The 25,579-nt window shown below is 57.5% G+C and carries 24 protein-coding genes; 14 read left to right on the top strand and 10 right to left on the bottom strand.

Annotated elements, in window-relative coordinates:
- The first annotated feature begins 1 nt into the window (after window position 1).
- The 11 genes from EXR70_07670 to EXR70_07720 all read left to right on the top strand — a co-directional run bounded on the left by EXR70_07670 (window position 2) and on the right by EXR70_07720 (window position 11,683).
- Window positions 2-865, top strand: a complete 864-nt coding sequence (locus tag EXR70_07670) for a prephenate dehydrogenase/arogenate dehydrogenase family protein (GenBank protein MSP38353.1) — start codon at window positions 2-4, stop codon at window positions 863-865.
- 2 nt (window positions 866-867) lie between these two features.
- Window positions 868-2,154: a 3-phosphoshikimate 1-carboxyvinyltransferase gene (aroA, locus tag EXR70_07675; GenBank protein MSP38354.1), complete on the top strand. Its 1,287-nt coding sequence runs from the start codon at window positions 868-870 to the stop codon at window positions 2,152-2,154.
- 42 nt (window positions 2,155-2,196) lie between these two features.
- The gene (locus EXR70_07680; GenBank protein ID MSP38355.1) at window positions 2,197-2,868 is read left to right on the top strand and encodes a (d)CMP kinase; all 672 of its coding nucleotides are present in this window, start codon (window positions 2,197-2,199) and stop codon (window positions 2,866-2,868) included.
- Between the two features lie 20 nt (window positions 2,869-2,888).
- Window positions 2,889-4,631, top strand: coding sequence for a 30S ribosomal protein S1 (locus EXR70_07685; protein MSP38356.1), 1,743 nt, complete (start codon window positions 2,889-2,891; stop codon window positions 4,629-4,631).
- A gap of 25 nt (window positions 4,632-4,656) precedes the next feature.
- Window positions 4,657-5,556 carry a signal peptide peptidase SppA gene (gene sppA / locus EXR70_07690; GenBank protein MSP38357.1) on the top strand — a complete coding sequence of 300 codons (900 nt, stop codon included), beginning with the start codon at window positions 4,657-4,659 and terminating at the stop codon, window positions 5,554-5,556.
- Window positions 5,557-5,611: 55 nt separating this feature from the next.
- On the top strand, window positions 5,612-5,923 hold the full coding sequence (locus EXR70_07695; protein ID MSP38358.1) for an integration host factor subunit beta: 312 nt from the start codon (window positions 5,612-5,614) through the stop codon (window positions 5,921-5,923).
- The gene (locus tag EXR70_07700; protein MSP38359.1) at window positions 5,923-6,414 is read left to right on the top strand and encodes an HIT domain-containing protein; all 492 of its coding nucleotides are present in this window, start codon (window positions 5,923-5,925) and stop codon (window positions 6,412-6,414) included. The genes EXR70_07695 and EXR70_07700 overlap by 1 nt, the downstream gene beginning before the upstream one ends.
- An 84-nt stretch (window positions 6,415-6,498) precedes the next feature.
- Complete coding sequence (locus EXR70_07705) at window positions 6,499-7,896, top strand: magnesium chelatase (protein ID MSP38360.1); 1,398 nt, start codon at window positions 6,499-6,501, stop codon at window positions 7,894-7,896.
- 45 nt (window positions 7,897-7,941) lie between these two features.
- Window positions 7,942-9,534, top strand: coding sequence for a VWA domain-containing protein (locus tag EXR70_07710; protein MSP38361.1), 1,593 nt, complete (start codon window positions 7,942-7,944; stop codon window positions 9,532-9,534).
- Between the two features lie 201 nt (window positions 9,535-9,735).
- On the top strand, window positions 9,736-11,181 hold the full coding sequence (locus tag EXR70_07715) for a UbiD family decarboxylase (GenBank protein ID MSP38362.1): 1,446 nt from the start codon (window positions 9,736-9,738) through the stop codon (window positions 11,179-11,181).
- A 16-nt stretch (window positions 11,182-11,197) separates the two neighbouring features.
- Entirely contained in the window at window positions 11,198-11,683 is a 486-nt protein-coding gene (locus EXR70_07720; protein MSP38363.1) for a hypothetical protein, read from the top strand.
- 79 nt (window positions 11,684-11,762) lie between these two features.
- Here the strand turns inward: EXR70_07720 and EXR70_07725 are convergent, their stop codons facing one another.
- Together EXR70_07725 and EXR70_07730 are read right to left on the bottom strand one after the other, a co-directional pair.
- A complete protein-coding gene (locus EXR70_07725) occupies window positions 11,763-13,202 on the bottom strand; it encodes a bifunctional 2-methylcitrate dehydratase/aconitate hydratase (GenBank protein ID MSP38364.1) in 1,440 nt (479 codons plus the stop codon).
- Between the two features lie 108 nt (window positions 13,203-13,310).
- The gene (locus tag EXR70_07730; protein ID MSP38365.1) at window positions 13,311-14,429 is read right to left on the bottom strand and encodes a 2-methylcitrate synthase; all 1,119 of its coding nucleotides are present in this window, start codon (window positions 14,427-14,429) and stop codon (window positions 13,311-13,313) included.
- A gap of 152 nt (window positions 14,430-14,581) precedes the next feature.
- On the opposite strand from EXR70_07730, the gene EXR70_07735 reads away from it, so the two are divergent.
- The 3 genes from EXR70_07735 to EXR70_07745 all read left to right on the top strand — a co-directional run bounded on the left by EXR70_07735 (window position 14,582) and on the right by EXR70_07745 (window position 19,119).
- Window positions 14,582-15,583, top strand: coding sequence for an acryloyl-CoA reductase (locus EXR70_07735; protein ID MSP38366.1), 1,002 nt, complete (start codon window positions 14,582-14,584; stop codon window positions 15,581-15,583).
- Between the two features lie 130 nt (window positions 15,584-15,713).
- Window positions 15,714-18,107, top strand: a complete 2,394-nt coding sequence (locus tag EXR70_07740) for a CoA transferase (GenBank protein MSP38367.1) — start codon at window positions 15,714-15,716, stop codon at window positions 18,105-18,107.
- A gap of 34 nt (window positions 18,108-18,141) precedes the next feature.
- The gene (locus EXR70_07745) at window positions 18,142-19,119 is read left to right on the top strand and encodes an ABC transporter substrate-binding protein (GenBank protein MSP38368.1); all 978 of its coding nucleotides are present in this window, start codon (window positions 18,142-18,144) and stop codon (window positions 19,117-19,119) included.
- 305 nt (window positions 19,120-19,424) lie between these two features.
- On the opposite strand, the gene EXR70_07750 is transcribed toward EXR70_07745, so the two are convergent.
- The 8 genes from EXR70_07750 to EXR70_07785 all read right to left on the bottom strand — a co-directional run bounded on the left by EXR70_07750 (window position 19,425) and on the right by EXR70_07785 (window position 25,510).
- Window positions 19,425-19,862 carry a Zn-ribbon domain-containing OB-fold protein gene (locus tag EXR70_07750; protein ID MSP38369.1) on the bottom strand — a complete coding sequence of 146 codons (438 nt, stop codon included), beginning with the start codon at window positions 19,860-19,862 and terminating at the stop codon, window positions 19,425-19,427.
- The gene (locus tag EXR70_07755; GenBank protein ID MSP38370.1) at window positions 19,859-21,013 is read right to left on the bottom strand and encodes a thiolase family protein; all 1,155 of its coding nucleotides are present in this window, start codon (window positions 21,011-21,013) and stop codon (window positions 19,859-19,861) included. Before EXR70_07755 ends, EXR70_07750 begins: the two co-directional genes overlap by 4 nt.
- A gap of 49 nt (window positions 21,014-21,062) precedes the next feature.
- Complete coding sequence (locus EXR70_07760) at window positions 21,063-21,719, bottom strand: ABC transporter substrate-binding protein (GenBank protein ID MSP38371.1); 657 nt, start codon at window positions 21,717-21,719, stop codon at window positions 21,063-21,065.
- Between the two features lie 6 nt (window positions 21,720-21,725).
- The gene (locus tag EXR70_07765; protein MSP38372.1) at window positions 21,726-22,058 is read right to left on the bottom strand and encodes a hypothetical protein; all 333 of its coding nucleotides are present in this window, start codon (window positions 22,056-22,058) and stop codon (window positions 21,726-21,728) included.
- Window positions 22,059-22,094: 36 nt separating this feature from the next.
- Window positions 22,095-23,327 carry an amidohydrolase gene (locus EXR70_07770; GenBank protein ID MSP38373.1) on the bottom strand — a complete coding sequence of 411 codons (1,233 nt, stop codon included), beginning with the start codon at window positions 23,325-23,327 and terminating at the stop codon, window positions 22,095-22,097.
- Window positions 23,272-24,096 (bottom strand): extracellular solute-binding protein, encoded by an 825-nt coding sequence (locus tag EXR70_07775; protein ID MSP38374.1) that lies wholly within the window; start codon window positions 24,094-24,096, stop codon window positions 23,272-23,274. Before EXR70_07775 ends, EXR70_07770 begins: the two co-directional genes overlap by 56 nt.
- A 422-nt stretch (window positions 24,097-24,518) precedes the next feature.
- A complete protein-coding gene (locus EXR70_07780) occupies window positions 24,519-25,022 on the bottom strand; it encodes a hypothetical protein (protein MSP38375.1) in 504 nt (167 codons plus the stop codon).
- Window positions 24,905-25,510, bottom strand: coding sequence for a hypothetical protein (locus EXR70_07785; protein ID MSP38376.1), 606 nt, complete (start codon window positions 25,508-25,510; stop codon window positions 24,905-24,907). Before EXR70_07785 ends, EXR70_07780 begins: the two co-directional genes overlap by 118 nt.
- Window positions 25,511-25,579: the final 69 nt, after the last annotated feature.

The following is a 25,579-nucleotide window of genomic DNA, read 5'->3' on the forward strand; positions in this document are numbered from 1 at the left end:
CGTGGCAGTGATGTTTGATAAGATGGTGATGGCTGGAGTGGGACTGATTTGCGGTTCCCTGGCCCTCGACATGCGCCGGCAAAAGCTGGTCAAAGAGATCGTTGGCTATGGCCGCAGCGAGAGCAATCTCAAGCTCGCTAAGAAAAAGCGCATCATCGACAGCTATTTTCTCCGTGACGAAGATTTTCCCGCCGGCGTCGATTTTTTGATGATGGGCACTCCGGTGCAAACCATCGTGCCGTTGACCCAGGCGTTTTTACCGAAGCTCCAAGCGGGCTGCACCGTCAGCGATGTCGGCAGCGTCAAGGGCGAGATTGTTCGCGGCATGGAAAAAATTCTGCCAAAAAATATTTATTTCATCGCCGGTCATCCGATCGCCGGCAGCGAGCAGTGGGGCGCCCAGGCGGCGCGGGAAAATTTATTCGTGCGCCATCGCACCGTGCTGACGCCGACCAAGAAGACCAATGAAAAAGCGCTGCGTAAAGTTGCCGCGCTGTGGCGTAACGTCGGCGCCGATGTTGAGATCATGCATCCCGATGTGCACGATCGAGTGCTCGGCGTGATCAGCCACTTGCCCCATGTCTTGGTTTACGCGCTGGTCAATGCCCTCGATCGCACGCATTTGAAAGGCGTCGATCTCAAAAGTTACTGCGCCGGCGGTTTCAAAGATTTTACCCGCATCGCTTCGAGCCGGCCGGAACTGTGGCGCGACATTTGTTTGATGAATCGCAAGGCGCTCAGCCGTTCGCTCGGGGATTACATAAAATATCTCGAACAGCTCAACGGCTGGATAAAAACTGAAAAGGGCCCGCTGTTGGAGCGCGAGTTTGCCAAAGCATTCGCCGCGCGAGCGCAGATTCCTTAACGATGAAACGCATCGAACCAACTCGAAAACCGCTGCGCGGCGATATCAGCGTGCCGGGGGACAAATCCATCGCCCACCGGGCGGTGATCTTCGGCAGCATCGCCGAAGGGCCGACGCGGATTTATAATTTATCGGGCGGCGACGACAATTCGCGCACCGTGCGGGCGTTTCGCCAACTCGGCGTCGAGATCGGCCGTGACGGCGATGCGCTCTGTATCCAAGGCAAAGGCTGGCGTGGACTCCAGGCGCCGGAGCAAGCGATCGATTGCGGCAATTCTGGCACTACTATGCGGCTGATGTCCGGTTTGTTAGCCGGGTTGCCGTTTCACAGCGAACTGGACGGTGACGGCTCGCTGCGCCAACGACCCATGCAAAGAGTGATTGATCCATTGATGCAGATGGGCGCCAAGATTCGCAGCAAGAGCGGCAACGGTTTGGCGCCGCTGGCAATCGACGGCGGCGGCTTGCGCGCTATGCGCTATCGTATGCCCATCGCCAGCGCCCAGGTGAAGTCGGCGATTCTGCTCGCCGCGCTGCAAGCTGACGGCACGACAGTGGTAGAAGAACCGCAACAGTCGCGCGATCACACCGAAGTGATGATTCGCGGTTTCGGTGGTGAATTGTCGGTGGCGGGCACGGCTATTTCGCTTATAGGTGGGCAATCGCTGAGCGGCCAAGAGGTGCGCATTCCCGGCGATATTTCATCGGCGGCATTTTTTCTCGTCGCCGCGGCGTTGGTTCCCGGCTCCGACGTGACGATTCGCAATGTCGGCTGCAATCCGACCCGCGATGGCGTCATCGAGATACTGCGCCGCATGGGTGCGTCCATTGAAATGATCAATCCACGTGCCGCCGCCGGCGAGCGCGTCGCAGATTTCAAAGTCGTTGGCGGCAAACTCAAAGGCATCGACGTGGGCGCGCAGTGGGTAGCCAGAACCATTGATGAGTATCCGATTCTCGCCATCGCCGCAGCTGTCGCGGATGGCGCCACGACTTTTTCCGACGTTAAAGAATTGCGTTACAAGGAGTCGGATCGCATCGCCGCCATGACCGAAGGGCTGCGCACTCTCGGTGTTCAAGTCGACGAGCGCGAAGATGGCATGACGATTCACGGCGGCGCTCGTCTCAAGGGCGGGGCGGTGCGGAGTTTCGCCGATCATCGCATTGCAATGTCCTTCGCCGTCGCGGGTCTGGTCAGTGCCGCGGCGGTAGAGATCGACGATGCCGCCTGCGCCGATATTTCGTTCCCGACGTTTTTTCAACTGTTGGAGAAGATTTGTTTGCAATAGGGACGTATACGGAGGATAGTTTGCGCGGAAACGAGGTCGCCGGTGATTATCGCCATTGACGGTCCGTCGGGTGCCGGCAAGAGCACTTTGGCGAAGCGCTTGGCGCTTGAACTGGGTTTTACTTATTTAGACACCGGCGCGCTCTATCGGGCGCTGGCCCTCAAGTTCTTGCGTCGCGGCGTCGATTTGGATGATGATGCGCGCATGGCGGCATTGCTGAGTTCCACAGCGATAGATTTGCGCGACGAGCGGGGTAAGTTGGAAGTTTTATTGGACGGCGAAGATGTCGCCGGCGCCATCCGCACTCCGGAAGTGAGTCAGGCCGCGTCCAAGGCTTCGGCGCTCAAGAGTGTGCGTCGGCGCTTGCTCGAGTTGCAACGGGATCTCGGCAAACGCGGCAGCGTGGTGGCCGAAGGGCGCGATATCGGCACCGTGGTATTTCCCGAGGCCGAGGTGAAAATATTTTTGGATGCATCGGTAAGCGAGCGGGCACGCCGGCGCTATCATGAACTTTGCGCGGCCGGCCGCTCGGTGCAATTGGCGGAGACCCTCCGCGAGATGGAAGAGCGCGACAAGCGCGACAGCGAGCGCGACTTGGCGCCCCTCTGTCAGGCCGCCGACGCGGTGCGCGTCGATTCTTCGGCGGTGGATGCGGAACAGGTGGCGGCGATCGTATTGGAATTGGTTAATCAGCGTAAAAAGCGAAAAAATTAAAGAGATCGGAGTTAGTTTTCATGGCTCAATTGGAAGATAACACAGGCGCAAATGCAGGTGGCGCCAGCGAGTTCGAAGCGATGTTTGAGGAAAGCCTGCGCACAGTGAAGCCGGGCGGCGTGGTCAAAGGACGGGTGGTCGGCATTACCGCGACCCATGTGTTGATCGACGTCGGTTACAAGTCCGAAGGACAAACCCCGATTCACGAATTCACCGACCGGGACGGCAACGTGCAGGTCAAGGTCGGCGACGATGTCGATGTTTATTTTGAAACCTCCGAGGGCGAAGGCGGCGGCATCGTGTTGTCGCGTCAGCGCGCCGAGAATCTCAAAATCTGGGAAGAACTTGAAAGCGCCTTCAACGATGGCCGGGGCGTCGAAGGAAAAATCCTTGGCAAGGTCAAAGGCGGCTTCAAAGTCGATGTGGGCGTGCCGGGATTCTTGCCCGGCTCCCACGTGGAAATCCGCCCGAGCCGCAATTTGGACCGTTTCATCGGCACCACCGACCGTTTCGCCATTCTCAAGTTCAACCGCGAGCGCGGCAACGTGGTGGTTTCACGCCGGGCTTTGTTGGAACTGGAACGGGACAGCCTCAAGCAGGAGATTCTAAAAGTTCTCGAAGAAGGCGTGATCCTGGAGGGCACGGTGAAAAATATCACCGGTTACGGCGCCTTCGTCGATCTCGGCGGTATCGACGGCATCCTTCATATTAGCGACATGTCCTGGGGCCGCATCAATCATCCTTCGGAAATCGTCCAGGTGGGCGACAAGATCCGCGTGGTAGTGCTCAAGTTCGATACCGAAAAAGAGCGTATCTCTCTCGGCATGAAGCAGCTCACGCCCGATCCTTGGCACACCGTGGCTGAGAAGTTCCCGATTGACGCGCGCGTCCAAGGCAAAGTGATCAGTCTGATGGACTACGGCGCGTTCGTCGAATTGGAAAGCGGCATCGAAGGGCTGATTCATATTTCCGAAATGTCCTGGACCCGTAAGGTTGCCCATCCATCTAAGCTGCTTTCGGTGGGCCAACAGGTCGAAGTGGTCGTCCTCAACGTCGATCCCGGCCACCGGCGCATTTCCCTTGGCTTGAAGCAAATCATGGCCAATCCTTGGGAAGCAGCCAAGGACAAGTACCCGGTTGGCACGGTGATTAGCGGCCCGGTGCGCAACGTGACCGATTTTGGCATCTTTGTCGGCATCGAAGAAGGTATCGACGGCCTCGTTCACATCTCGGATCTACATTGGAACAAAAAGATCAAGCATCCCTCGGAGCTTTATAAAAAGGGCGACGTGGTGGAAGCTAAAGTCTTGGGCGTGAACGTGGAGAACGAACGGTTCTCCCTCGGCATCAAGCAGATGGCGACCGATCCTTGGCAGGTGGTTGCCAATAACCATCCGGTTGGCTCCAAGATCAAGGGCCAAGTCACCAGCGTGGCTGAGTTCGGCGTATTCGTGCGCATCGACGAAGGGGTTGAGGGTTTGATTCACGTTTCCCAGCTGAGCTCGGAGCGCGTAGACAAACCGTCGAGCCTCTACAAAGTCGGCGATGAAGTGGAAGCTGAAGTGGTCAGCATCGATCTCGCCGATCGCAAGATCGGTCTCAGCGTGCGGGCGTTACGGCGCTCCGAAGAACGCTTAGAGATGGAGAGCTATTTGAAGCGGGAGAAAGAAGGGGCGCGCTTTTCCTTTGAATCGCTGCTTGGCGACGAGCTCCGTCTCGACCGTGAGGACGAGCCCCAAGGCGGGCGCAAGGGGCGCCGTTAGAACGGCCTGAGCGGTCGTTACCGACATGGCCAGGAAGCACTTCATACTGCGCGGGCTGGGAATCATGTTCGGCTTGACGCTGGCGCTGTTCACAGGGGTGTTCTTTTTCGCCTATCTGAGCGGCGGCGACAGCAAAGTTTTGGCGCTGTTCTCCGGCGACGGTGTCGGCGTGCTGCAAATCGACGGGGCCATCGAAGATCCGCGGGTGATTCTCGCCGAGCTGCGCCGTTTCCGCGCTATGCCCTGGATCAAAGCGATCGTCGTGCGCGTCGATTCGCCGGGTGGCGCGGTGGCGCCGACCCAGGAGATCTTTGCCGAGATTCAACGCTCGAAAAAAAAGAAGCCGTTCATCGCTTCCATGGGTAGCATCGCTGCGTCGGGCGGTTACTACATCGCCGCCGCTTGCGACAAGATCGTCGCCAACCCGGGCACCTTGACCGGCTCCATCGGCGTGATCATGCAGCTTAATAATGTCGAAGAGCTGATGAAAAAAATCGGCGTCAAGGGTTACAATGTAAAAAGCGGCGCCAACAAAGATATCGGCTCGCCGTTCCAGCCGCTGTCGGTGGAGGGCAGAGAAATACTTCAATCGCTGGTCGACAACGTCCATGGACAATTTGTCGCCGCGGTCGCCGCGGGCCGCGGCTTGGATGAAGCGGTGGTGCGTAAGTTGGCCGATGGGCGAATTTATTCCGGTGCCCAGGCCAAGGATCTGGGATTGGTCGATGAGTTAGGTACTTTGGAAGACGCCATTGAGTTGGCGGCGCGCCAGGGGAAGATTTCCGGCGAGCCAGCGGTCTACTACTCCCGCCCAGAGCAAGAGCGCTGGTGGGAGCGCGTGTTTATGGGGTTTTTTGGCCGCCGCCTACCTGGCGCGGAACGCGGCTGGCTACGTTATGAATGGTCGCCGTCATTGCTTCAATGAGGCCGAGCTGACGGCGGGCAATTGCCAAAGCTTCTGATGCTGTGAGGGAGAAGATATGACCAAAAGGGACTTGATCGATGAAGTAAACAAGCGTTTTCCGCATTTGTCGCGGCGCGATTCGGAAGTCATCATTAACGCCATCTTCGATTCCATGGTCGATGCCTTGGCTCAAGGCGACCGTATCGAGATTCGCGGTTTTGGCAGTTTCGTTGTCAAGCAAAGGCGGGCGCGTCAGGGGCGCAATCCCAAAAGCGGCGCTTTGGTGTCGGTGTCGGCCAAACGCGTGCCGTTCTTCAAAGTCGGCAAGGAACTGCGCCTGCGCGTCAACGGCCAGCCCTACGATCCCAACGCCGATGGAGACGATTAGTGAAGCAACTCTGGGCGCCTTGGCGCATGGCCTATATCGATGAGGAGGCCAAAGATCCGGGCTGTATTTTTTGTCTCAAACCGCTGGAGCCCGACCCGCGCGCGGCGTTGGTGCTGGCGCAAACCGAGCATACGGTGGTCATGATGAACAAATATCCGTATAACAACGGTCATCTGTTGCTCGCGCCCAAAAGCCATGAAAACGATCTTAGCCACCTGTCCGGTGACGCCTTCAGCGATCTCAACGAGAAATTGCGCCAAGCGATCGCTATCGTGCGCCGGGTTTTCAATCCTGGCGGCGTCAATCTGGGCATGAATCTCGGCAAGTACGCCGGCGCCGGCATCGAAGCCCATCTGCATTGGCATATCGTGCCGCGCGGGGAAGGGGATACCAATTTTATGCCGGTGCTCGGTGAGACTCGTGTGATGCCGCAGCATTTGTTCGACAGCTTCGATCGTTTGGCGCCGCACTTCAACAACTTGCCTATGTGAATTCGCCGGCGCAAAGACTATATCGAGGATTGAATTCGTAAAATTGGAGCGAATGGAAATTAATCTACAGGGAGGCCAGAACACGTGAGCGAGGCAAAAACATTAGGGGAACTTAAAAAGAGCGGCGTTGCGGTGCTGACGGTGCGCGATGAGATGCGCAAGAATCTCGTTCGCCGGCTGCAAAGCGGTGAACGCATCCTGCCGGGCATCATCGGTTACGACGAAACCGTCATACCGGAAATCGAGAATGCGATTCTGTCCGGCCACCACATGGTCTTCCTCGGCGAGCGCGGCCAAGGCAAATCGCGAATCATTCGCGGCCTCACCAGTCTGCTCGATGAACGCATTCCCATCGTCGCCGGTTGCGAAATCAACGACAATCCCTTTACGCCGATCTGTCGCGGCTGCCGTAAGAAAGCCGCCGAGATGGGCGATGCGTTGCCGCTGGAATGGGTCGACCGCGATCACCGCTACGGCGAAAAGCTGGCGACCCCCGACACTTCCATCGCCGATCTAGTCGGCGAAATCGATCCGATCAAAGTCGCCGAAGGGCGTTATCTGGCCGACGAAGAAACGATCCATTACGGTTTGGTGCCGCGCACCAACCGCGGCGTGTTCGCCATCAACGAGCTGCCCGATTTAACCGAGAAAGTCCAGGTCGGTCTGTTCAACTTGATGGAAGAGAAAGACGTCCAGATCAAAGGCTACAAGATTCGCTTACCCCTCGACGTGGTGATCGTCGCCAGCGCCAACCCGGAAGACTACACCAGCCGCGGCCGCATCATCACACCCTTGAAAGACCGTTTCGACGTGCAGATCCGCACGCACTATCCGAAAAACATCGAGGACGAAATCAGCATCATGGAGCAGGAGGCGGCGCCGACGCTCAACCGCAGCAGCAAAGTGGAAGTGCCGCGCTTCATGAAGGAAATCCTCGGCCATCTGACCTTCGAAGCGCGCAAGTCCAACGAGATCAATCAATCCTCCGGCGTCAGCGTGCGCGTGTCGATCAACAACTATGAAAGCATCATCAGCAACGCCGAGAAACGCGCGCTGCGCTGCAAGGAAAGCGACATCGTGCCGCGGGTCAGCGATCTGCACGCGCTGTTGGCCTCGACCAACGGCAAGATCGAAATGGAATATGTCGGCGAGGATAAGAAGGAAGAGGATCTGGTCGAGAAGCTGATCAACCGCGCGATCATTAAAGTCTTCGATCAATATTTCAATCTTAATTCGCTGCAAAAAGTCATCGAGTATTTCAATTCCGGTTGGGGCATGGAAGTTTCCGACCAGATGCCGGCGCAGGAATATCTCGATGGCATCAAGGAAATCGCCGGTTTGAAAGAAGCGATCAAGTCCCTGGAAGTCTCCGACTCGCCGAACTTGATAGCGTCGGCGACCGAATTCGTCCTCGAAGGATTGCATCTGCACCAGAAACTCAACAAGGAGATCGAGGGCGGCCGGGCGACCTACGGCAAATAGATTGTCGTAGCGCTGCGCGTCAACAAGCTCTAGAATACACCCTTCATGGTGCATATTCGCTATAGCCGGTGGAATACCGACGGCGGCCATTCCCTCGACGCCGAGTCCGTGTTCGATCAGTTGAATGAGAACATGAACGATACCGGCGATCTGCAACAGGCGATGCGCCGCCTAATGCAGAAGGGTATCAAGAACGGCGAGAAGCAAACCAAAGGCATCGAGGATTTGCTCGCCCAAGTGGCCAAAGAGATGCGCAAACTTTACGACGAGTACCGCCTGCAGTCGGCCCAGGAGCAGATGCAAGACAAGCTCGATTCGGTGGTCGATCAGGAAAAGCAAACCCTCGACGAGATGGACCAGTCGGGCCAGGACACCCAAGAGCAAAAACAGTTTCTCAACGATCTGCCGGGCAAGACCAGCGAGGCGATCGAAAAACTCACCTCCTACAGCTTTAACAATTCCAACGCCGAGCAGGATTTTCAGGAGCTGGTGATGCAGCTCGACCAGATCCGTAAGCTGGAAAACTGGCTGCGCCGGGAAGGCAGTCTATTCCGCGGTCAGACGCCGGTGGACTTCGAACAGTCGCAGCAGCTGATGGAGCATATGGAGGATCTGCGCAAGCTCGAAGGCCAGCTGTCGAGCATGCAGCTCAAGGATGTCGACAAGGAGCTATTGGAGAAGATGCTCGGCGGCGAGCCGCGCCAAGATTTCGAAGGCGTCATGCGCATGCAGTCGCTGCTCGAAGAGGGCGGCTTCGTGTTGGAACAGGGCGAACGTTTCGATCTCACGCCCAAAGGCGTGCGCCGGGTAGGACAGTTGGCGCTGCGCGACATCTACAAGCAGTTGCGCCGCGACGGCATGGGCCGCCATTCCACCGACCGGCGCGGCAGCCAAGAAGTCATTCTTGAAAGCAGCCGTCCCTACGTCCAGGGCGAGCCGCTGCATATCAACATGATCCAAACGCTGAAAAATGCCCTGCTGCATGGCGGCGGCGTGCCGGTCAGAATCAACCCCCAAGACTTCGCGGTTTACGAGACCGAGCATAATACCCGCGCTGCTACGGTATTGCTCTTGGACATGAGCTGGTCGATGAGTTGGGAAGGGCGTTTCGCGGCGGCGAAAAAAGTTGCATTAGCAATGGAAAGTTTAGTGCGGGCGCTCCACCCGCGCGATTACTTCGGCATCGTCGGTTTCTTTACTCGTGCCGTCGAGCTCAAGGCGAAAGACTTGCCGCAGGCGACTTGGAACATGGGCGATCCCTTCACCAACTTGCAAGACGGCTTGCATCTGGCTTCGACCATGCTCGATCGCAAGCCGAGCGCTAATCAGCAGATGATCGTCATCACCGACGGCCAGCCGACCGCCTACTGCCGCCAAGGACGGCTCTATTGTGAATGGCCGCTCAGCTTTGGCGGTATCAGCCAGCGCGCCGCCGAAGAGACTTTGAAAGAAGCGGAACGCATCACCCGCAAAGGTATCACCATCAACACCTTCATGCTTGACGACAGTCCGGTGCTGCGCGGTTTCGTCGACGACCTCACCCGCATCAACAAAGGCCGCGCCTTCTACACCCGCCCGGACCGTCTCGGTGAATATCTCCTGGTCGACTATCTGTCGCATCAAAAGAAAAAAGTTTAGCTTGCGCATTGCCCGTAGAGTTTTTATAGAGTCGGAATATCTCTCGCAAAGGCGCTAAGGCGCTAAGTTCGGAAGAGATGGCTGAAAGTCGTTCGAATTATTTATGGTCTTTCCCCTCCGAACTTGGCGTCTTTGCGCCTTTGCGAAGGTCTCTTCCGAATTCGAATTAAATAAATCGTAAGCCTATCGTTCGCTACGCACATGGCAAAAAGTCTGCGTTCCTTTCTTGACGATATGCGCGGGGCTTACCCGAGCGAAGTCGTTTCAATCTCTAAACCCGTTAATCCGCTTACCTACGATGTCACCGCGATCGTCAAGCAGCTCGGCGCGCTGAAACGATTTCCCGTGCTGATCTTCGAGCAGCCGCTCAATGGCCACGGCTGCCCGACGGATATGCAAGTGGTCATGAGCGCGGAGAACTCGCAGAAGAAAATTCAGGTTGCTCTCGGTGTTCCAAATGACATGGACCGTGGAGAGATGGCGCGTGAGTGTTTGCGTCGAGAAGCCGGCAGGATCGCGCCGCTGATTGTTAGCAAAGAGGCGGCGCCGGTAAAAGAGCTCATTCAGACCGGTGATGGCGTCGATCTCTACGATCTGCCGTTGCTCAAGCATCATGAAATGGATGGCGGGCCGTACATCGATATGTCGAGTGTCGCCAAAGATCGCTCGAGCAGCGCATACAATTGCTCCTACCACCGCATGGAAGTCAAAGACCGCAACCACACCGGCTTCTTGATGAGCTTGCAGCATATGTGGCGGATTTTTCGCGCCTACGAAGAAGCCGGAGAAGAATGTCCGGTGGCGACGGTGATCGGTCATCATCCGGCCTATCAGATGGGCGCCTGCTACGGCGGGCCGTTCGAGATCAGCGAATACGACATCATCGGCGGCTACATGCAGGAAGCGCTGCGTCTCACACCGTCCGAGACTTGGGGCGAGCGTCTGCTGGTTCCCGCCGACGCCGAGATCGTCATCGAAGGCGCATTGCTACCAGGCAAGCGTATGGTCGAAGGCCCCTTCGGCGAAGTGAACGGCTACTTGGGCGTGCAAGGCTACCAGCAATCGGCGCACTACGAAGTGCGCGCCATTACCCGGCGGCGCGGCGCGCTGCACACTTCGATACTCACGCCGGAAGGCGACAAACCGTGGATGGACCTGGCGCGCGAAGGCGCCTACTTGCGGCGCGCCTGTGAAGCCGTGCCAAATGTACAAGCGGTCTGCACCAGCGGCCGCCACGCGCTCTTGAATGTTTTCATCTCGATGAAAAAACTTTCCGAAGGCGATCCCGGCCGCGCCGCCGCTGCGGTGTTGACCTGGGATTGGTGCAAAAATGTTTTCGTCTTCGACGAAGACATCGACGTTTACAATCCGACGGAAATTCTTTGGGCCCTGGCGACCCGTGTCCAGCCTCATCTCCAAGTGTCGATCATCAAGCAAATCATGCGCGGCAGTTTGATCGATCCATCGATGGTCGACCCGCGCAAGACTTCGGCGATGATCATAGATGCGACCAAGCCGTTAGATCGACCGTTTTCACCAGTGTCGAAATGTCCCGATGAAGCGCTGGCGCGGATTAAGTTAGAAGATTTCGTGCCGGGCGAAGTCTTGCGGCATATTCCGGTCGACCGAACGACTTATTGGGCGTGAACCACTTTGACGCTGCATGCAGACCGATGATCGCATAGAACTGCGCAAGCGGTTGACCCGCCGGCTGGTCTGGAAAGTCCCATTGATTCTCGCCCTAGTGACCTTCGCCGCGTGGTGGCAGTGGCGTCAGGAAGCGAATAAATATTTCGAAGAAAAGTCGCCGTCCGCGAACCTGGGGATGATTCAGAAACTCGCCGGCTCTTGGCAAGGGGAAGTGGCATATCCCGGTCGCGGTAAATTCACCGAGCAGTTCATGTTCCATCCGGAAGGCGACAAGCTCTTTGGCACGGCGAGTTATCTCGGCGTGAAGCACGGCATCGAGGAGGGTCGGATCGATGGCGCGGAACTTTCTTTTTTTCTCCGCTTCGCGGCCGTCGAAGGCGACACAAGTCGAGAACGGAAAAATCATTACCGAGGGGTTCTCGTCGCTAACGAGATCCGATTGAACATGCAGGACGATCACGACACTGCGCAGTTGGCATGGAGCCTGGTTAGGAAATAATCTTTGTTAACGCAGACTCGATGGAATGAGTCGAGATCCTTCGCTTTCGCTCAGGATGACGGTCAGCACAACCACGGTTTCATGGGAATGCCGTGACGAACATATCAATAAACTTGTCTGCGGGCGTCGCATCAAGTGACTTTGAATCGTTACATAAATACATAATCGCTTGGCACTGCTCCGGCGCAAAGCGCGATGCTAGGTTGGCCGCGAATTTTTTTACCAGCAGCGGCATGCCTTCGGCGCGGCGGCGGCGGTGGCCAATGGGGTATTCGACGGCGACTTTATCGCTGCTGGTGCCGTCTTTGAAGGAAACTTGCACGGCATTAGCAATCGAGCGTTTGTCGGCGTCCAAATATTCTTTCGTGTAGCGCGGATCTTCGACGCAGGTCATTTTCGCGCGTAGTAAATCAACGCGCGGATCGTTGGCGATCTTGTCTTCGTAATGATCCGCGGTGAGGGCGCCGAAAATCAAACCGACGGCGGTCATATACTGAATGCAGTGATCGCGGTCGGCGGGATTGTGCAATGGGCCGGATTTGTCGATGATGCGGAGCGCCGATTCCTGCGTGGTGATTACCACTTTGTCGATTTCGTCGAGCCTATTCTTCACCTGATTGTGCATTTGCACCGCGCACTCGACGGCGGTCTGGGCGTGAAACTCCGCCGGAAAAGAAATTTTGAACAGCACGTTCTCCATGACGTAGGAACCGAGCGGCCGGCCGAGAGCAAATGGTTTGCCGTGAAACAGCACGTCGTAGTAACCCCAAGTCTTCGCCGTCAGCGCCGACGGATAACCCATCTCGCCTTGCAGCGCCATCAACGCCAAACGCACGCCGCGGCTGGTGGCGTCGCCGGCGGCCCAGGATTTTCTTGGCCCGGTGTTGGGCGCGTGGCGATACACGCGCAGCGCGCCGCCGTCGGTCCAGGCGTTGGACAGTGCGCTAACGATTTGTGCTTTGCTGCCGCCGAGCATGGCGGTGGCAATCGCGCTGGTCGCGACTCGGACGAGCAGCACATGATCCAAACCGACACGGTTGTAACTGTTTTCCAGCGCCAGAATTCCCTGAATCTCATGGGCCTTGATCATCGCGTTTAGCACATCGGCGACGGTAAAAGTTTTCTGTTTAGCGCGGGTGAGATAATCGGCGAGGGCGAGAATGCCGCCGAGGTTATCCGACGGATGGCCCCATTCGGCGGCGAGCCAGGTGTCGTTGTAGTCAAGCCAACGAATCATCGCGCCGATGTTGAATGCCGCGTGCACCGGATCGAGTTGCCAATCGGTTCCCGGCACCCGGGCGCCGTTCGCCAAAACCGCGCCGGGCACGACCGGGCCCAAATGTTTAACGCATTCGGGATAATTGAGCGCCAACAAGCCGCAGCCCAGGGTGTCGAGCAAATTGTAGCGCGCCGTGTCGAGCGCCTCTTGGCTCGTCGGTTGATAGTTCGCCGCGTATTCGGCGAGCTCGATCAGAAGCGAGTCCGGCTCAGGTCTAATGTTGGAGATCGTGCTGCTCACGTGTTTGATGCTTTCTGACCACGAAGGACATGAAGGTTTCGAACAAATATTATTCCGAACTTCGTGCTCTTCGTGTCCTTCGTGGTGAATACTCCTCGACGCTTGTTTCTAACGGTTAGCGACCGGCACAAATGGCCGCGGCTCCGGGCCGATGTAGTCGGCGTTGGGTCGAATCAGGCGATTGTCGGCGCGCTGTTCGAAGACATGCGCGGCCCAGCCGGTGATGCGCGAGACCACGAACAGCGGCGTGAACATGGCGGTGGGGATGCCGCAGAAGTGATAGGCGCTGGCGCTGTAAAAATCCAAGTTGGGAAACATTTTCTTCTCGCGCCGCATGACTTGCTCGATGCGCTCGGAGATCGCGTAGAGTTTCATGTCGCCCTTGGCTTCGGCAAGCTTTTTCGACCAAGCTTTGATGACGTCGGAACGCGGGTCGGAAATTTTGTAAACGCGGTGGCCGAAACCCATCACCAATTTTTTTGCCGCCATCATTTCGAGCAAACCTTTTTCGGCTTCGTCCGGCGTGGAAAACTGCTCGATCAATTCCATCGCCGCTTCGTTGGCGCCGCCATGGAGCGGTCCGCGCAGGGCGCCGATGCCGCCGGTGATCGCCGAGTAGAAGTCGGCCAATGTTGCGGTGATGGTGCGGCAAGTGAACGTCGACGCGTTGAACTCATGTTCGGCGTAGAGAATCAGCGAGGCGTCGATGGCGCGGCGGTGCAGGTCGTCGGGTTTCTTGCCATGGAGCAAATGTAAAAAGTGGCCGGCGGTGTCTTCGTCGTCGGTTTCCGTGTTGATCCGCTTGCCGGTGGTGACGAAGTGGTGCCAGTACAGCAGCATGGCACTGAAGCAAGCGGTCAAGCGATTGGCCACGGCGATCTGCGTGCGGCCCGGTCCTTCAGGCTCGAGCGTCCCGAGCATCGAACAGCCGGTGCGCATGACGTCCATGGGATGGGCGCTGGCGGGAATTTGTTCGAGAACGAGTTTTAGCGTCGGATGGAGTCCTCGCAGGTTGCGCAGTCGAGTTTTATATTCTTCGAGCTCGTCCGCTTTCGGTAGCCGGCCATAGAGCAATAAATAAGCGACATCTTCAAAAGTTGAATGGGCCGCCAGATCTTCGATGGAATAGCCGCGGTAGGTGAGGCCGACGCCTTGTTTGCCGACGGTCGAGATAGCCGTGTTGCCGGCGATGATGCCTTCCAGGCCGCCAGTTTTTTTCTCTGCCATTGAATTGTCCTCCAAAGCGACAATGCAACGGGGTGATTGCGATTTCAAGTCGTCAAATACTTATCGTTACGGTGCGGCTGCCCCTTGACAGTTTGCCGCTGGATTAGATACCGCTGGTGATACAATTTCTCGATAGATGAGGAGCTACAGACATGGCCTTACCGCAAAACTTCAAAGCGCTGGTGGTTGCCGAGACCGCCGAGAAAACCTTCGTGCGCGAGATCAAGCAACGGGCGCTCAGCGATTTGCCCGCCGGCGAGTTGATCATCGAAGTAAAATACTCGTCGCTAAATTATAAAGATGCGCTGTCAGCCAGCGGCAACAAGGGCGTGACGCGCAAGTATCCGCACACGCCGGGCATCGACGCCGCGGGCGTGGTCGCTAGCTCGACGACGCGCATGTTTGCGGTGGGCGATGAAGTAACCGTGACGGGGTTCGATTTCGGCATGAATACTTCTGGAGGCTTCGGCCAATATATCAGCGTGCCGGCGCTGTGGGCGGCTAAGTTGCCGCAAAACTTATCGCTGAAGGACAGCATGGGCTACGGCACGGCGGGACTGACGGCGGCGCTCTGCGTTTTGCGTTTGATGGCCGGCGGTCTGACCAAAGAATCGGGCGAAGTATTGGTCACCGGCGCCACTGGCGGCGTCGGCAGCATCGCCGTGGCGATTCTCGCCAAGCTTGGCTTCAATGTCGTCGCCGCCACGGGCAAGGCGAATGAAAAAGATTTTCTCACGAGCATCGGCGCCACCTCGATCATCACGCGCGAAGAAGCCAACGACACTTCGGGGCGGCCGCTACAAAAGGGCCGATGGGCCGCTGTCGTCGACACGGTCGGCGGCAACATTCTCGCCACCGCGCTCAAGACGGCGAAGTACGGCGGCCTGGTCGCCGCCTGCGGCAACGCCATGTCCGCCGATCTCGCCGTCAGCGTGTTTCCGTTCATCTTGCGCGGCGTCAGTTTGCTCGGTGTCGACTCGGTGGAGATTCCCATGCGCGCGCGGCAGATGGCGTGGAACAAACTCGCCGGCGAGTGGAGCGTCGATCTGTCGAAGATCGTCAAAGAGGTTTCCCTCGAAGAGTTGGAAGCGGAGATCGACAAGATTCTCAAGGGCGGCGTGCGCGGACGTGTCGTCGTCGACCTGAGCAAATAGGCAAAAAGATTATTCACCACGGAGGACACGAAGAGCACGAAGTTCGGAGTTTTAATTGTCTGAACCCTTCGTGTCCTTCGTGCCTTCGTGGTGAAAACGTCTTCTTCGGATTGAGCGGAGAGGTAATCACTTGGCAGAATCAAACAACAACGACACGGCCCTCGGCCATCTACGGGTGATCGAGCTGGGTGATATTCCTGCATCCTATGCGACCCGCCAGTTGGCCGATCTTGGCGCGGACGTGATCAAGGTCGAGCCGGTCGGCGGCGATCCCAACCGGATGTTGCCGCCCTTCGCCGGCAATATTGCGCATGACGAACGCAGCCTGACGTTCATCAACGCCAACGCCAACAAGCGCAGCATCATGCTTGATCTCGAGCGGGAGACCGATCGAGAAACGTTTTCCAAGCTGCTCGCGTCGGCCAATATTTTGGTCGAGGCGACGCCGCTCGGCTATTTGGAAAAGTTCGGTTTTACCGATGAAAGTTTTCGCACGAGCTTTCCGCAATTAGTTACGGTTTCGATCACGCCCTTCGGCCGTAGCGGGCCATATCGTCATTACAAAGGCAGCGACGCCATCGCCAACGCGACGGGAGGATTTCTTTACGGCCAGGGTGACATTACCAAGGGCCAATGCACGGCGCCGAGCCATCTCGCCTATCAAATGGCGGGCACCATGGCGGCGCTGTTGAGTCTCGCCGGCGCGCGCCACGCGCGCGTCACCGGCGCCGGTCAGCGCATCGACATGTCGTTGCAAGAAGCGCTGACCTTTTGCAACAGCAGCAGCGTGGCGCGCTATTCGCGAGAGAACCGTTTGGAGCGGCGCCCCGGCGGCAAAGCTTACGGTGGCGCGGGGACGAATATTTATCGCTGCAAAGATGGCCGCTACGTACACTTCACCACCAACATGCCGCATATGTGGAAGGAGTTCGCGCAAAATTGGATGACCAGCAAAGTTCTGGCCGGGCCGGAGTGGGAGAGTCCGCGCTATCGCGATGAACATTCTGACGAAGTCGCCAAGGCATTCGCCGAGTTTATCGGCCAGTTCGACGCCGACGATTTCGCCAATCAAGCCCAAGCACGCCATCTCGCCGCCGCGCCGCTCAATACCATCGGCCAATTTGTCAATTGTCAGCAGAACCTTGAGCGCGAATGGATGCAGGAACTCGATCATCCGGTGATCGGCAAATACAAAGCGCCAGGGACACCGATGCGCTTGTCGCTGACGCCGATGCGTGTGCGCCGGCCGGCGCCGCTGCTCGATCAGCATCGAAGTGAGATTTTGCTTGAGCTTGAGAAGTTGGCTGCCAACAGTGTGAAATTAGATAGTGAACGGCTGGGAGCGCCGATGCTCGCCGGTTTGCGCATGGCCGATCTGACCCAACAATACGCCGGGCCGTTGGGCACCGAATTGCTTGCTTACTACGGCATGGAAATCGTCAAGATCGAGACCGGCACGATTCCCAGCAAGGAGCGCGAGGCGGCGGTGCATGCCTGCATGAACCGGGGAAAGCTCGGCGCGACGCTCAACTTGCGCAATGCCGAGGGCAAGGAATTGTTTCGACAGTTAGTCGCGAAATCGGATGTAGTCGTCGATAATTTTAGCTCCGGCGTCGTCGAACGCTTGGGATTTTCATTCGAAGTGTTGCAGCAGATCAATCCCGGCATCGTCCAAGCCGTTATGCCAGGTTGGGGTTTGAGCGGGCCGATGAAAACTTGGGTGGCGTGGGGCTGGCAGCTGCTCGCCTACACCGGCATCATGCGGCTCTGGGGTTATTCCGACTCGCCGATGGAGACGCGCTGCAAGATCGCCTGGCCCGATCGCGTCGGTTCGGTGACCATGGCGCTCGGCGTGCTTGCCGCGCTGGAATATCAGGCGCGCACCGGCAAAGGACAGTTTATCGAAGCCGGCATGCTCGAAGCTCAGGGCGCGATGATGGGGCCGGCGATTCTCGATTACACGGTCAACGGCAACGAATGGGACGCCTTGGGTTACCGCGAAATTCTCGGCGAGTGCTATGCACCCTACGGTGTTTACCCTTGCGCCGGCGAAGATAATTGGATCATCATCGCCTGCGCCAATGATGAACAGTGGCGCGCCATGGTAAATCTCATCGGCAAATCCTCTTGGGCTGCCGATGGTAAATTCGCAACCAAAGCCGGACGCGAGGAGCATCGCGAAGAGCTTGAGCAAAAGCTTTCCGAGTGGACGCGGAAGTGCACGGCGAAACAAGCGTTCCGGTTGTTGCAAGAAGCGGGCGTCGCGGCGGGAATTCCTTCCTCCGGCGAAGATTTATTTCACGACATCCACCTGCGCGCGCGCGGCCACATCGTCGAAAGCGAAGCGCCGCCATGGGGCAAGATCACCCATCATGGTTTGCCGGGTATTCCTTCGTTGTCGCAGGCTAGCGCGGCGCGGCCCGCGCCTTGGATCGGCGCGCACAACCATGAATTGTTCGGGCGGATTCTCGGCTTGACTCAAGAGCGAGTCGAGGAGCTGCAAAAAGCCGAAGCGATCAAATAGCCGGTCTAACTCTTTTCTGATTCGGGGAGGTCTTATGAAGCGAATTTCATTGTTGCCGGCGCTGGCGCTGCTGTTGTGCGCACAAGTGGCACGGGCCGAAGACACCATCCGCATCGGCATCATCAGCACCGTCTTCGGTTACGCGCCGGTGTTCGTCGCCAAGGAAAAAGGTTTCTTCAAGCGCGAAGGTCTCTATCCCGAGATCGTGGTTATCAGCCGCAATGAAAATATCGTTCAGGCGCTGGTGTCGGATTCGCTTCAGTTCGGCAACGTGCCGCCCAATTTGCTGCTGACCATGCAGCAGCAGGGCTTCGGCGAAATCAAACTGATCGCCGGTTCGTTCAACGGCACGACCTATTCGCTGGTCGCGCTGGCCAAACACAAAAAAATCGAGGATTTGAAAGGCGGCGCGCGCCTCGGCATGTCGGGCTTCACCTCGGCGGGCACGATGATGATGAAGCAGCTGTTGAAGGAGCGCGGCGTGATTTATCCGCGCGACTATAGTTTGATCTCCATCGGCAACGGCTCCGCCGGCCTGCTCCAGGGCTTGCAGGCCGGCCAAATCGATGCCGCGCTGTTGGCGCAGCCATTGAGTTTGATCGCTATTGAGCAGGGGCTGAGCAATCTCCTCGATGCCTACAAAGTGTTGCCCGAGTATCAGCTGTCGGCGATCGGCGTGCGCGACGGTTGGGCGCAAAAAAATCGCCCGCTGGTGGTGCGTTATTTAAAAGCGCTTTTGTCCACTTATCAGTGGCTGCACGACAACCGCGACGAAGCGATCAAGCTGCTGGGGCCGATCACCAAGCTGGAGCGCAAATACATTCCCGCCTCGTGGGAGGTCTATACCAAGACCCAAATCTGGCCGCGCAACGGCGCGGTGAGCGTCAAGGGCGTGCAGACCCTTCTCAACCTGATGGCCGAGGACGGCGTGCTGAAGAAACCTTTGCCGAGAGTCGAGGACATCATGGCGTCGAGCTTTCTCGACGAGGCGCGCAAGGCTTTAGGGCAGTGAAGATTTCAGCTGACGCCAGAGAGCTTGGGGTTCAAGCCACTACTTTGGCGTTGTCAGTTGTCCGCTGACTGTGAGGAAGAAGGCGACCAGGACGCAGCCCAGTCCTAAAATAACCAGCAGCGGCTGGAGCGTCTGTCATCCTTGAAGTCGACGGCCTGGGAAACGGCAAGCGCTATGACGCCGAGGCCCAATAGCAGCCAATGGAACAATAATGCTGCGATGAACTCCATCAGATCGCCCACGGCCCGTCATATTACCGTCGTGGTTATTTGAGTCAAGAAAATATTTTCCGCCGCTCAAGCTGCTTACGTCGCAGGCCGAAACTTCGGCAGAGTGAACTCTTCATTATCCTCATACAATACTTGCACTGCCATGCCGATCTTCACTTGATCCGTCGGGCAGTCGATGACGTTGCTGATCAAGCGCGGCCCTTCATCCAAGTCCACCAGCGAGACGTTGTAGGGCGTCTTGCCTTCGAAGGCCGGATGCCAGGCGCGGTGATAGTTGACGAAGGAATAAACTATGCCTTTGCCGCTGAGTTGTGCCCACTCATAATCGCTCGACAAACAATGCGGACACGAGCCTTGGGGCGGGTAGGAGAAAAATTTGCCGCAGGATTTGCATTTCTGCGCCGTGAGCTTGTGCTCGCGCAAATTGGCCCAGAACGGTTTGGCCTCTAGTTCTTCAAGAAACGGCCGGACTCTTCTGACATTTCTGCCGCGATTATCGCTTGCTTCGCTCATAGGGCCCCCAATATTAAACTTGCATGCATACACAGACTGCCGCCGTGGCCGCTGACGATGCCGGCTTTGGCGTTTTTCACTTGGCGTTCGGGTTCGACGGAATTGCCGCGCAATTGGCGCACCGCTTCGGTGACATGCAGCATACCTTCGATATGCGCTTGCGATAGCAGGCCGCCGTGGGTGTTGACCGGTAACGCGCCGCCGATTTCGATGCGGCCGTTCTTGACGAAGTCTTTGCCTTCGCCCTTCTTGCAGAAGCCGTAATCTTCCAGCGTGATCATCGTCGTGATCGTGAAGCAGTCGTAGATCTCGGCGAAGTTCATGTCTTTCGGAGTAAGGCCGGCCATTTCGTACGCGTGCGCGGAAGATCTCTTGCCGCCGAGTGTGGTCAAGCTTGGCGCGTCCATCAAACTGAAGTGCGGATGATGCTGGCCCATGCCGAGCACCGCCACTGCTTTGTTGGGAAAGTCGCGGGCGCGCTCGGCGCTGGTAACGATCACCGCGCCGCCGCCATCCGATTCCAGTGCGCAGTCGAATAGTCGTAACGGCTCGCAGATGAAGCGCGAGGCTTGATGATCGGCGATGGTCATGGGCTTGCGCATGGTCGCGTTGCCATTCAAGCAGGCGTGCTTACGCGTGGCGACGGCGACGTGGGCGAGATCTTCGCTGGTGGTGCCGAACTCGTACATGTGGCGCTGAGCGGCAAAGGCGTGATTGGCCACCGCCGAAAAATGTCCCCAGGGTTCTTCCCAGTGTTCGTCGCCGTGGCGAATCGGATTTCCCGGCGTGGGATCGGGCGTGCCGCGCTTGCGGGCGTGGACGCAGAGCACCGTGTTCGCCATGCCCGCCTCAATCGCCATCACCGCGTTTTGCACCATCGCGATCGGTGTCGCGCCGCCGAGCGCTAGATCAGTAGCGTAGGTCGGACTCATGCGCGCCATGTTCGCCATGCGCACGGCGTAGCTTCGATGGGCGTCGTTGAGCGGTTGGTTGGTGATGAAGCCGTCTATATCAGACGCTTTTAATCCAGCGTCGTCGAGGCAAGCTTTAATGCATTCCAAATGCAGCGAATGCGTGCTGGCGTCCGGCCGTTTGCCGACTTTGGTTTCAGCGACGCCGACGATCGCGTACTTGCCGGAAATGTTGCTCATGCGGTCCTCCGTTTATACTTTCAATACTCCAAATCGCTGCGTTTGCAAATCAGCGCGCGGCCGATAAGCTCCTGATGAAGCCGGTTTTTTCCAGCTCGGCGATGAAGCTGGCGTCCATAAACGCTTCTGGCTTGTGATTCCAGATCTCGGGTCGCTGCGCGGCGACGTATTCGTAGGTCGGCTGAAGTCCCTGAGTGATCGGGTAGGGAACCGAAATGAAGTCTTTGTGGTAGATCTCATAGGAGCCTTCAAGCAGTTCGCGGTCGTTGGTTTTAAGATACTTGCCGAGAATCTTCATGCTCGACTCCTTGTTCGCCTTGAGATAGTGAATCGCTTCGACGTGGGCTTTGATCATGCGCATCACGCTGTCGCGCTCTTCGGTGACCCATTTGCGCCGGGTCACGATCGACATGGAAGGATAGGCGACTTCCTGCTTGGCGTCCCACAGAATCTTAAATCCTTTGCGCTCGGCTTGGAGGTCGGCAGGATGGGATAGATCGGCGGCATCGACGACGCCTGTTATCAGCGCCTGAATCCGGTCGGGTTGGGTGCCGATGGAAAGCATGATGACATCCCGGCCAGGATCGAGGCCGTATTTTTTTAGGATATAGCGCTCGAGAAAATCCCCCAATGAGCCGAAGCCCGAGACCGCGATTCTCTTGCCGCGCAGATCCTCCGGCTTCTTGATCTCGGGCCGCACCAACAACTTACTCTACACGCCGGCCACGGTATGCGCCACGGTAACGAGATCCGCGCCGCTCATGTCCGCGCCCATCACCGTCGTCAGAGTGCAGGGGGCGCCGAGAATGCTGTTGCCGATGATCGCCTGGGCCGATTGCCCGGAGCCGCGCAGCAGCACCAGCTCGGCTTCCATGCCATGTTTTTCGTAAAGCCGGACGTCCTTGGCGATCCACGGAATCCATTGCGACGCCGAGAGCGAAGTCACGCCCCAGCGAAATTTTTTCAGCTGGGCTGAAGAGGCAGCAGGCAACAGGCAATAGGCAATAGTCAGAAAGAATAAGATCAAACGACTCAATCGTGTCATTGGCGTCAGCCTCCGAACTGTTGCCTATTGCCTTCTTCAAATGTTATACAACCGCCGCGCATTGTCGCACATCAATTTGCGCAATTGCGACTCGGTTAAATTTTTTCGGCCGGTGACGGACTCCACCGTATGGGGAAATTTGCTGTCGCCGTGATTGTAGTCCGAGGCGAAAACGAAGCGGTCCTCGCCGACGTAATCCATGACGAAGTTCAACGTGCGTTCGTCGGGCTCGAAGGAGTAATAAACCTGCTCGCTCTTCATGTATTCGCTCGGTTCCTTTTTCATCAGCGGCACGGCGGGGGACATATATTCATAATGCTCGTCCAAACGCTCCATCCAGTACGGCACCCAGCCGGCGCCAGCTTCGAGAAAGGCTACTTTCAATTTCGGGAAGCGTTCGAGTATACCGCCGCCGACGATGCACATGACGCCGATCATCTGCTCGAAGGCGTGGGTCGTCGCGTGGACAAAGTAAGGATTGTCGAAACGTTCCGCCGCCGCCGCCGGCCGGCCCGAGCCGACATGGACGCAAACCGGCACGCCCAGTTCCTCGGCCTTGGCGTAGAACGGATAGAGATCGGGATGATCGAGATTGCGCCCGGCGGAGTGGGCAGCCACCGCGACGGCGACAAAGCCCAATTGTTTGACGCAGCGTTCGAGTTCCTTGGCCGCCTCCAGCGGCTCCTGTTGGGCCACCAGCGCGACGCCCTTCAAGCGCCGCGGATCGGTCTTAGAGTATTCGTGCAGCCAAGTGTTGTAGCCATGGGCGATGGCGCAGGCGAGGTCGTGATTTTCCAGAAACGGCAGACTTAAAAACACCGTGGTACCGAAGTTGACCGCGGTGTCGATGCCTTCCAGGTCCATGTCTTTGAGGCGCTGCACCGGGTCCCACATGCCGGTGGTGGTGCGCGGTTTGCGCGTGATTGGCGCGGTGCCGATGCCGCAGCCGAAACCGCTGGGCTTGGCCCAGATTTTCCCTTCGAGCAATAAATGCGTCCTGCCATCGGCGCCCATGACCATGCTTGGCGCGTGCTTGCGATAGGGCGGGTCCAGAAGTTCCTGCCAGTTGGCATCGCGCTCTTGGACATGGCCGTCGGCGTCGATGATGCGTAGGTTGTTCATGTTTGGGTGCCTTCCACAGTTGATGGGTTTCCACCAGGTTGAATTATTGTCGGGGCGAAAAACTTTTCGCCCCGACGCCGAATAACGCAGTTCATTTGCGCGTGATCGAATGCAGCAGTTTGTCCCAGCGTAGCAGTTCCTTTTCATATTGATCCGTCGTTAGACCATGCTCTGGGCGCCATTTTTTGAAGCCGTAATCCTTGGCGCCGCTGCCGTAGTAATACTTTTCTAAAACCGCTTGGCCGTCGGGGCTCAAAAGAAAATCCGCCATTAGTAATGCGCCATGGGGATGGGGCGGGTTGGCGGCGACGGCGGCGCTGCCGACGTTAGTCGGCACGAACTCCATGGGCACCCATTCCACCGGTGCGCCCTTGGCCGCGGCGAGCAGCGTGTGGGTTTGAAAGATCGCCGGCGACGCGGCGATTTCGCCGATGGTGATCGTATTCACCAGCGCGGGCGCGTCGATGGAGTAGAGCTTGATCTCCTGGGCTTTGAGTTTGCGGACGAACTCTTCGCCTTTGCTTTTGATCATGGCGCCGATGACTTTGTCGCTGGTCTGGCCGATGCTGATGCCCATTTTACCCTTCAACTGCGGGTGCAACAGGCCGTCGAAATTCTTCGGCACGGCGTCTTTGGTCAGGAGCGTCTTGTTGTAGGTGAAGCCGATGTAGGATTCTCTGGCGAGCGCCCAGTAAACCAGATTCTTGTCGGCCCGTTCCTTGCCGTCTTCCGGATAGCGGTCGAGGTGCGGCGAGTCGTAGGGGCGCAGCAGTTTGCCATCGCGCAGGAAGATCAGGCTGCCCTCGGTGGTTTCGATGGCGTCGGCGATGTTGCGCCGGGCTTTGGCTTCCTCTTCCAAGCGCACGACTAAATCGGCGTCCCGGGGCGCGGTAGGAGTCGACTTTGACGCCGGCATACTTGGTCTCGAAGGCCTTGACGATCTCTTTGTAGGAGTCGCCGGCCAGCGATGTATACCAGACGATGCGGCCTTCGCTCTTGGCGCCGGCGTAAAGCAGTTGCTCGCGGTCGGCGCCGCGGTAGATCGCCAGTTCGGCGATGGTCGATGGTTTGCGCGCCTGCGCCCAGGCGCCGGAGGGGAGAAGTGAGAGAGCCAACAGGATCATGCTTAAAATTGTCATTGTTTCCGTCTCCTTTATTTTCATCTAATTCTCTGTTAGCGCTGACGGGCAGAATCTCTTTCTCCATCATTCCCGCGCACGCGGGAATGCAGGGAGAGGGCGGACACGCAGGTCCGCCCCTACGGAATTAGCCTGGATGCCAGCTTTCGTGGGCATGAGTGCTGTGTGAACGAATCCGCTCCGTAAGTGTCGGTATCGTTCACTTCCAAAAAATCTCCCGATAGGTTTTGTTGTACTCCTCAAAGCTATCCGACAACGTCCAATCCGCTGGAAATAAATTCACTCCGCGCAGATATTCCGGCTGAAACTTCGGTAGCGCCGGCGGCTTGTCCATGCTGATGACTTCCTTTTGGCCTTCGTCCGAGGCCAGGTAATTCATGAAGAGTCTGGCGGCCGCCGGATGTTTGGCTTCGCGAGTGATCGACGCGGTGACCAGCACCGTGACATGGGGTTCGGTGCTCACCCATTCCACCGGCGCGCCTTTGCGCTTCAGTTCTTCGGTTCGGGCGATGTCACTGTAGACGATGATGGGAAATTCCCCGGCTGTTAGCAGCACCGCCTGTTTGCTGTGGCCGTTGATCATGATCAGATCTTGGCGCGCGAGCTTTTTGAAATAGTCGATGGCTTTGTGCTGGCCAGGAACTGCGTGTGCGCTTGGGTCACTAGATATTCTTCCCGTTCCAGAGAGATTTGCCATTTCCATCTAGGGAGCAGCAAATCGTCAAAGGATTTCGGTGCATTGGCTTTCGAAACCAAATTGCTGTTGTAGGTGATGGCGTAGGGAACCAAATAAAACCCGTACCAATAGCCCTGCTTGTCGGCGAAGCCCGCCGGGAAATTTTTCGCGCCCGGCGGGAAGTAGGCGGTGATGATGTTTTTCTTCATGAAGATACGTTGGGTGTAGTTGTTGATCAGGATGGCGTCGGCGCTCAACTGGCGGGCGGCCACTTCTTGCAAGATCTTGGTTGTCAGCGCTTCGCCGGTGGTGCGCGAGTACATCGGCTTGATGAACGGATAGTGGCGCTTGAAGGGCTCGATGAATTTGTCGAACTGGGTCACCAACGCGGTCCCGTAGACGACCAATTCGCGCTCGACTTGCGCTTTGGCGACGAGTTCGTCCTGAGCTTGGGCCGCCTGCCAACTCCAAAGCAGGAGCTGAATCGCAATCGTTACTCGAAAAGCGGATCGCATGGAGCCTCGCTTTCGGATTTACCTCCTCTCCCTTTGGGAGAGGACTGAGGTGAGGGCGAATCTTATGGC

The sequence above is a fragment of the Deltaproteobacteria bacterium genome (genome assembly GCA_009692615.1).
Taxonomy (GTDB): domain Bacteria; phylum Desulfobacterota; class Binatia; order UBA9968; family UBA9968; genus DP-20.

Bases quoted from the DNA above. Each gene is read 5' to 3' on its own strand.
- aroA (MSP38354.1), top strand. From the start codon at position 868: ATGAAACGCATCGAACCAACTCGAAAACCGCTGCGCGGCGATATCAGC.
- EXR70_07685 (MSP38356.1), top strand. From the start codon at position 2,889: ATGGCTCAATTGGAAGATAACACAGGCGCAAATGCAGGTGGCGCCAGC.
- sppA (MSP38357.1), top strand. From the start codon at position 4,657: ATGGCCAGGAAGCACTTCATACTGCGCGGGCTGGGAATCATGTTCGGC.
- EXR70_07695 (MSP38358.1), top strand. From the start codon at position 5,612: ATGACCAAAAGGGACTTGATCGATGAAGTAAACAAGCGTTTTCCGCAT.
- EXR70_07710 (MSP38361.1), top strand. From the start codon at position 7,942: ATGGTGCATATTCGCTATAGCCGGTGGAATACCGACGGCGGCCATTCC.
- EXR70_07715 (MSP38362.1), top strand. From the start codon at position 9,736: ATGGCAAAAAGTCTGCGTTCCTTTCTTGACGATATGCGCGGGGCTTAC.
- EXR70_07720 (MSP38363.1), top strand. From the start codon at position 11,198: ATGCAGACCGATGATCGCATAGAACTGCGCAAGCGGTTGACCCGCCGG.
- EXR70_07730 (MSP38365.1), bottom strand. From the start codon at position 14,429: ATGGCAGAGAAAAAAACTGGCGGCCTGGAAGGCATCATCGCCGGCAAC.
- EXR70_07735 (MSP38366.1), top strand. From the start codon at position 14,582: ATGGCCTTACCGCAAAACTTCAAAGCGCTGGTGGTTGCCGAGACCGCC.
- EXR70_07745 (MSP38368.1), top strand. From the start codon at position 18,142: ATGAAGCGAATTTCATTGTTGCCGGCGCTGGCGCTGCTGTTGTGCGCA.
- EXR70_07750 (MSP38369.1), bottom strand. From the start codon at position 19,862: ATGAGCGAAGCAAGCGATAATCGCGGCAGAAATGTCAGAAGAGTCCGG.
- EXR70_07755 (MSP38370.1), bottom strand. From the start codon at position 21,013: ATGAGCAACATTTCCGGCAAGTACGCGATCGTCGGCGTCGCTGAAACC.
- EXR70_07765 (MSP38372.1), bottom strand. From the start codon at position 22,058: ATGACACGATTGAGTCGTTTGATCTTATTCTTTCTGACTATTGCCTAT.
- EXR70_07770 (MSP38373.1), bottom strand. From the start codon at position 23,327: ATGAAAAGGAACTGCTACGCTGGGACAAACTGCTGCATTCGATCACGC.
- EXR70_07775 (MSP38374.1), bottom strand. From the start codon at position 24,096: ATGCCGGCGTCAAAGTCGACTCCTACCGCGCCCCGGGACGCCGATTTA.
- EXR70_07780 (MSP38375.1), bottom strand. From the start codon at position 25,022: ATGGAAATGGCAAATCTCTCTGGAACGGGAAGAATATCTAGTGACCCA.
- EXR70_07785 (MSP38376.1), bottom strand. From the start codon at position 25,510: ATGCGATCCGCTTTTCGAGTAACGATTGCGATTCAGCTCCTGCTTTGG.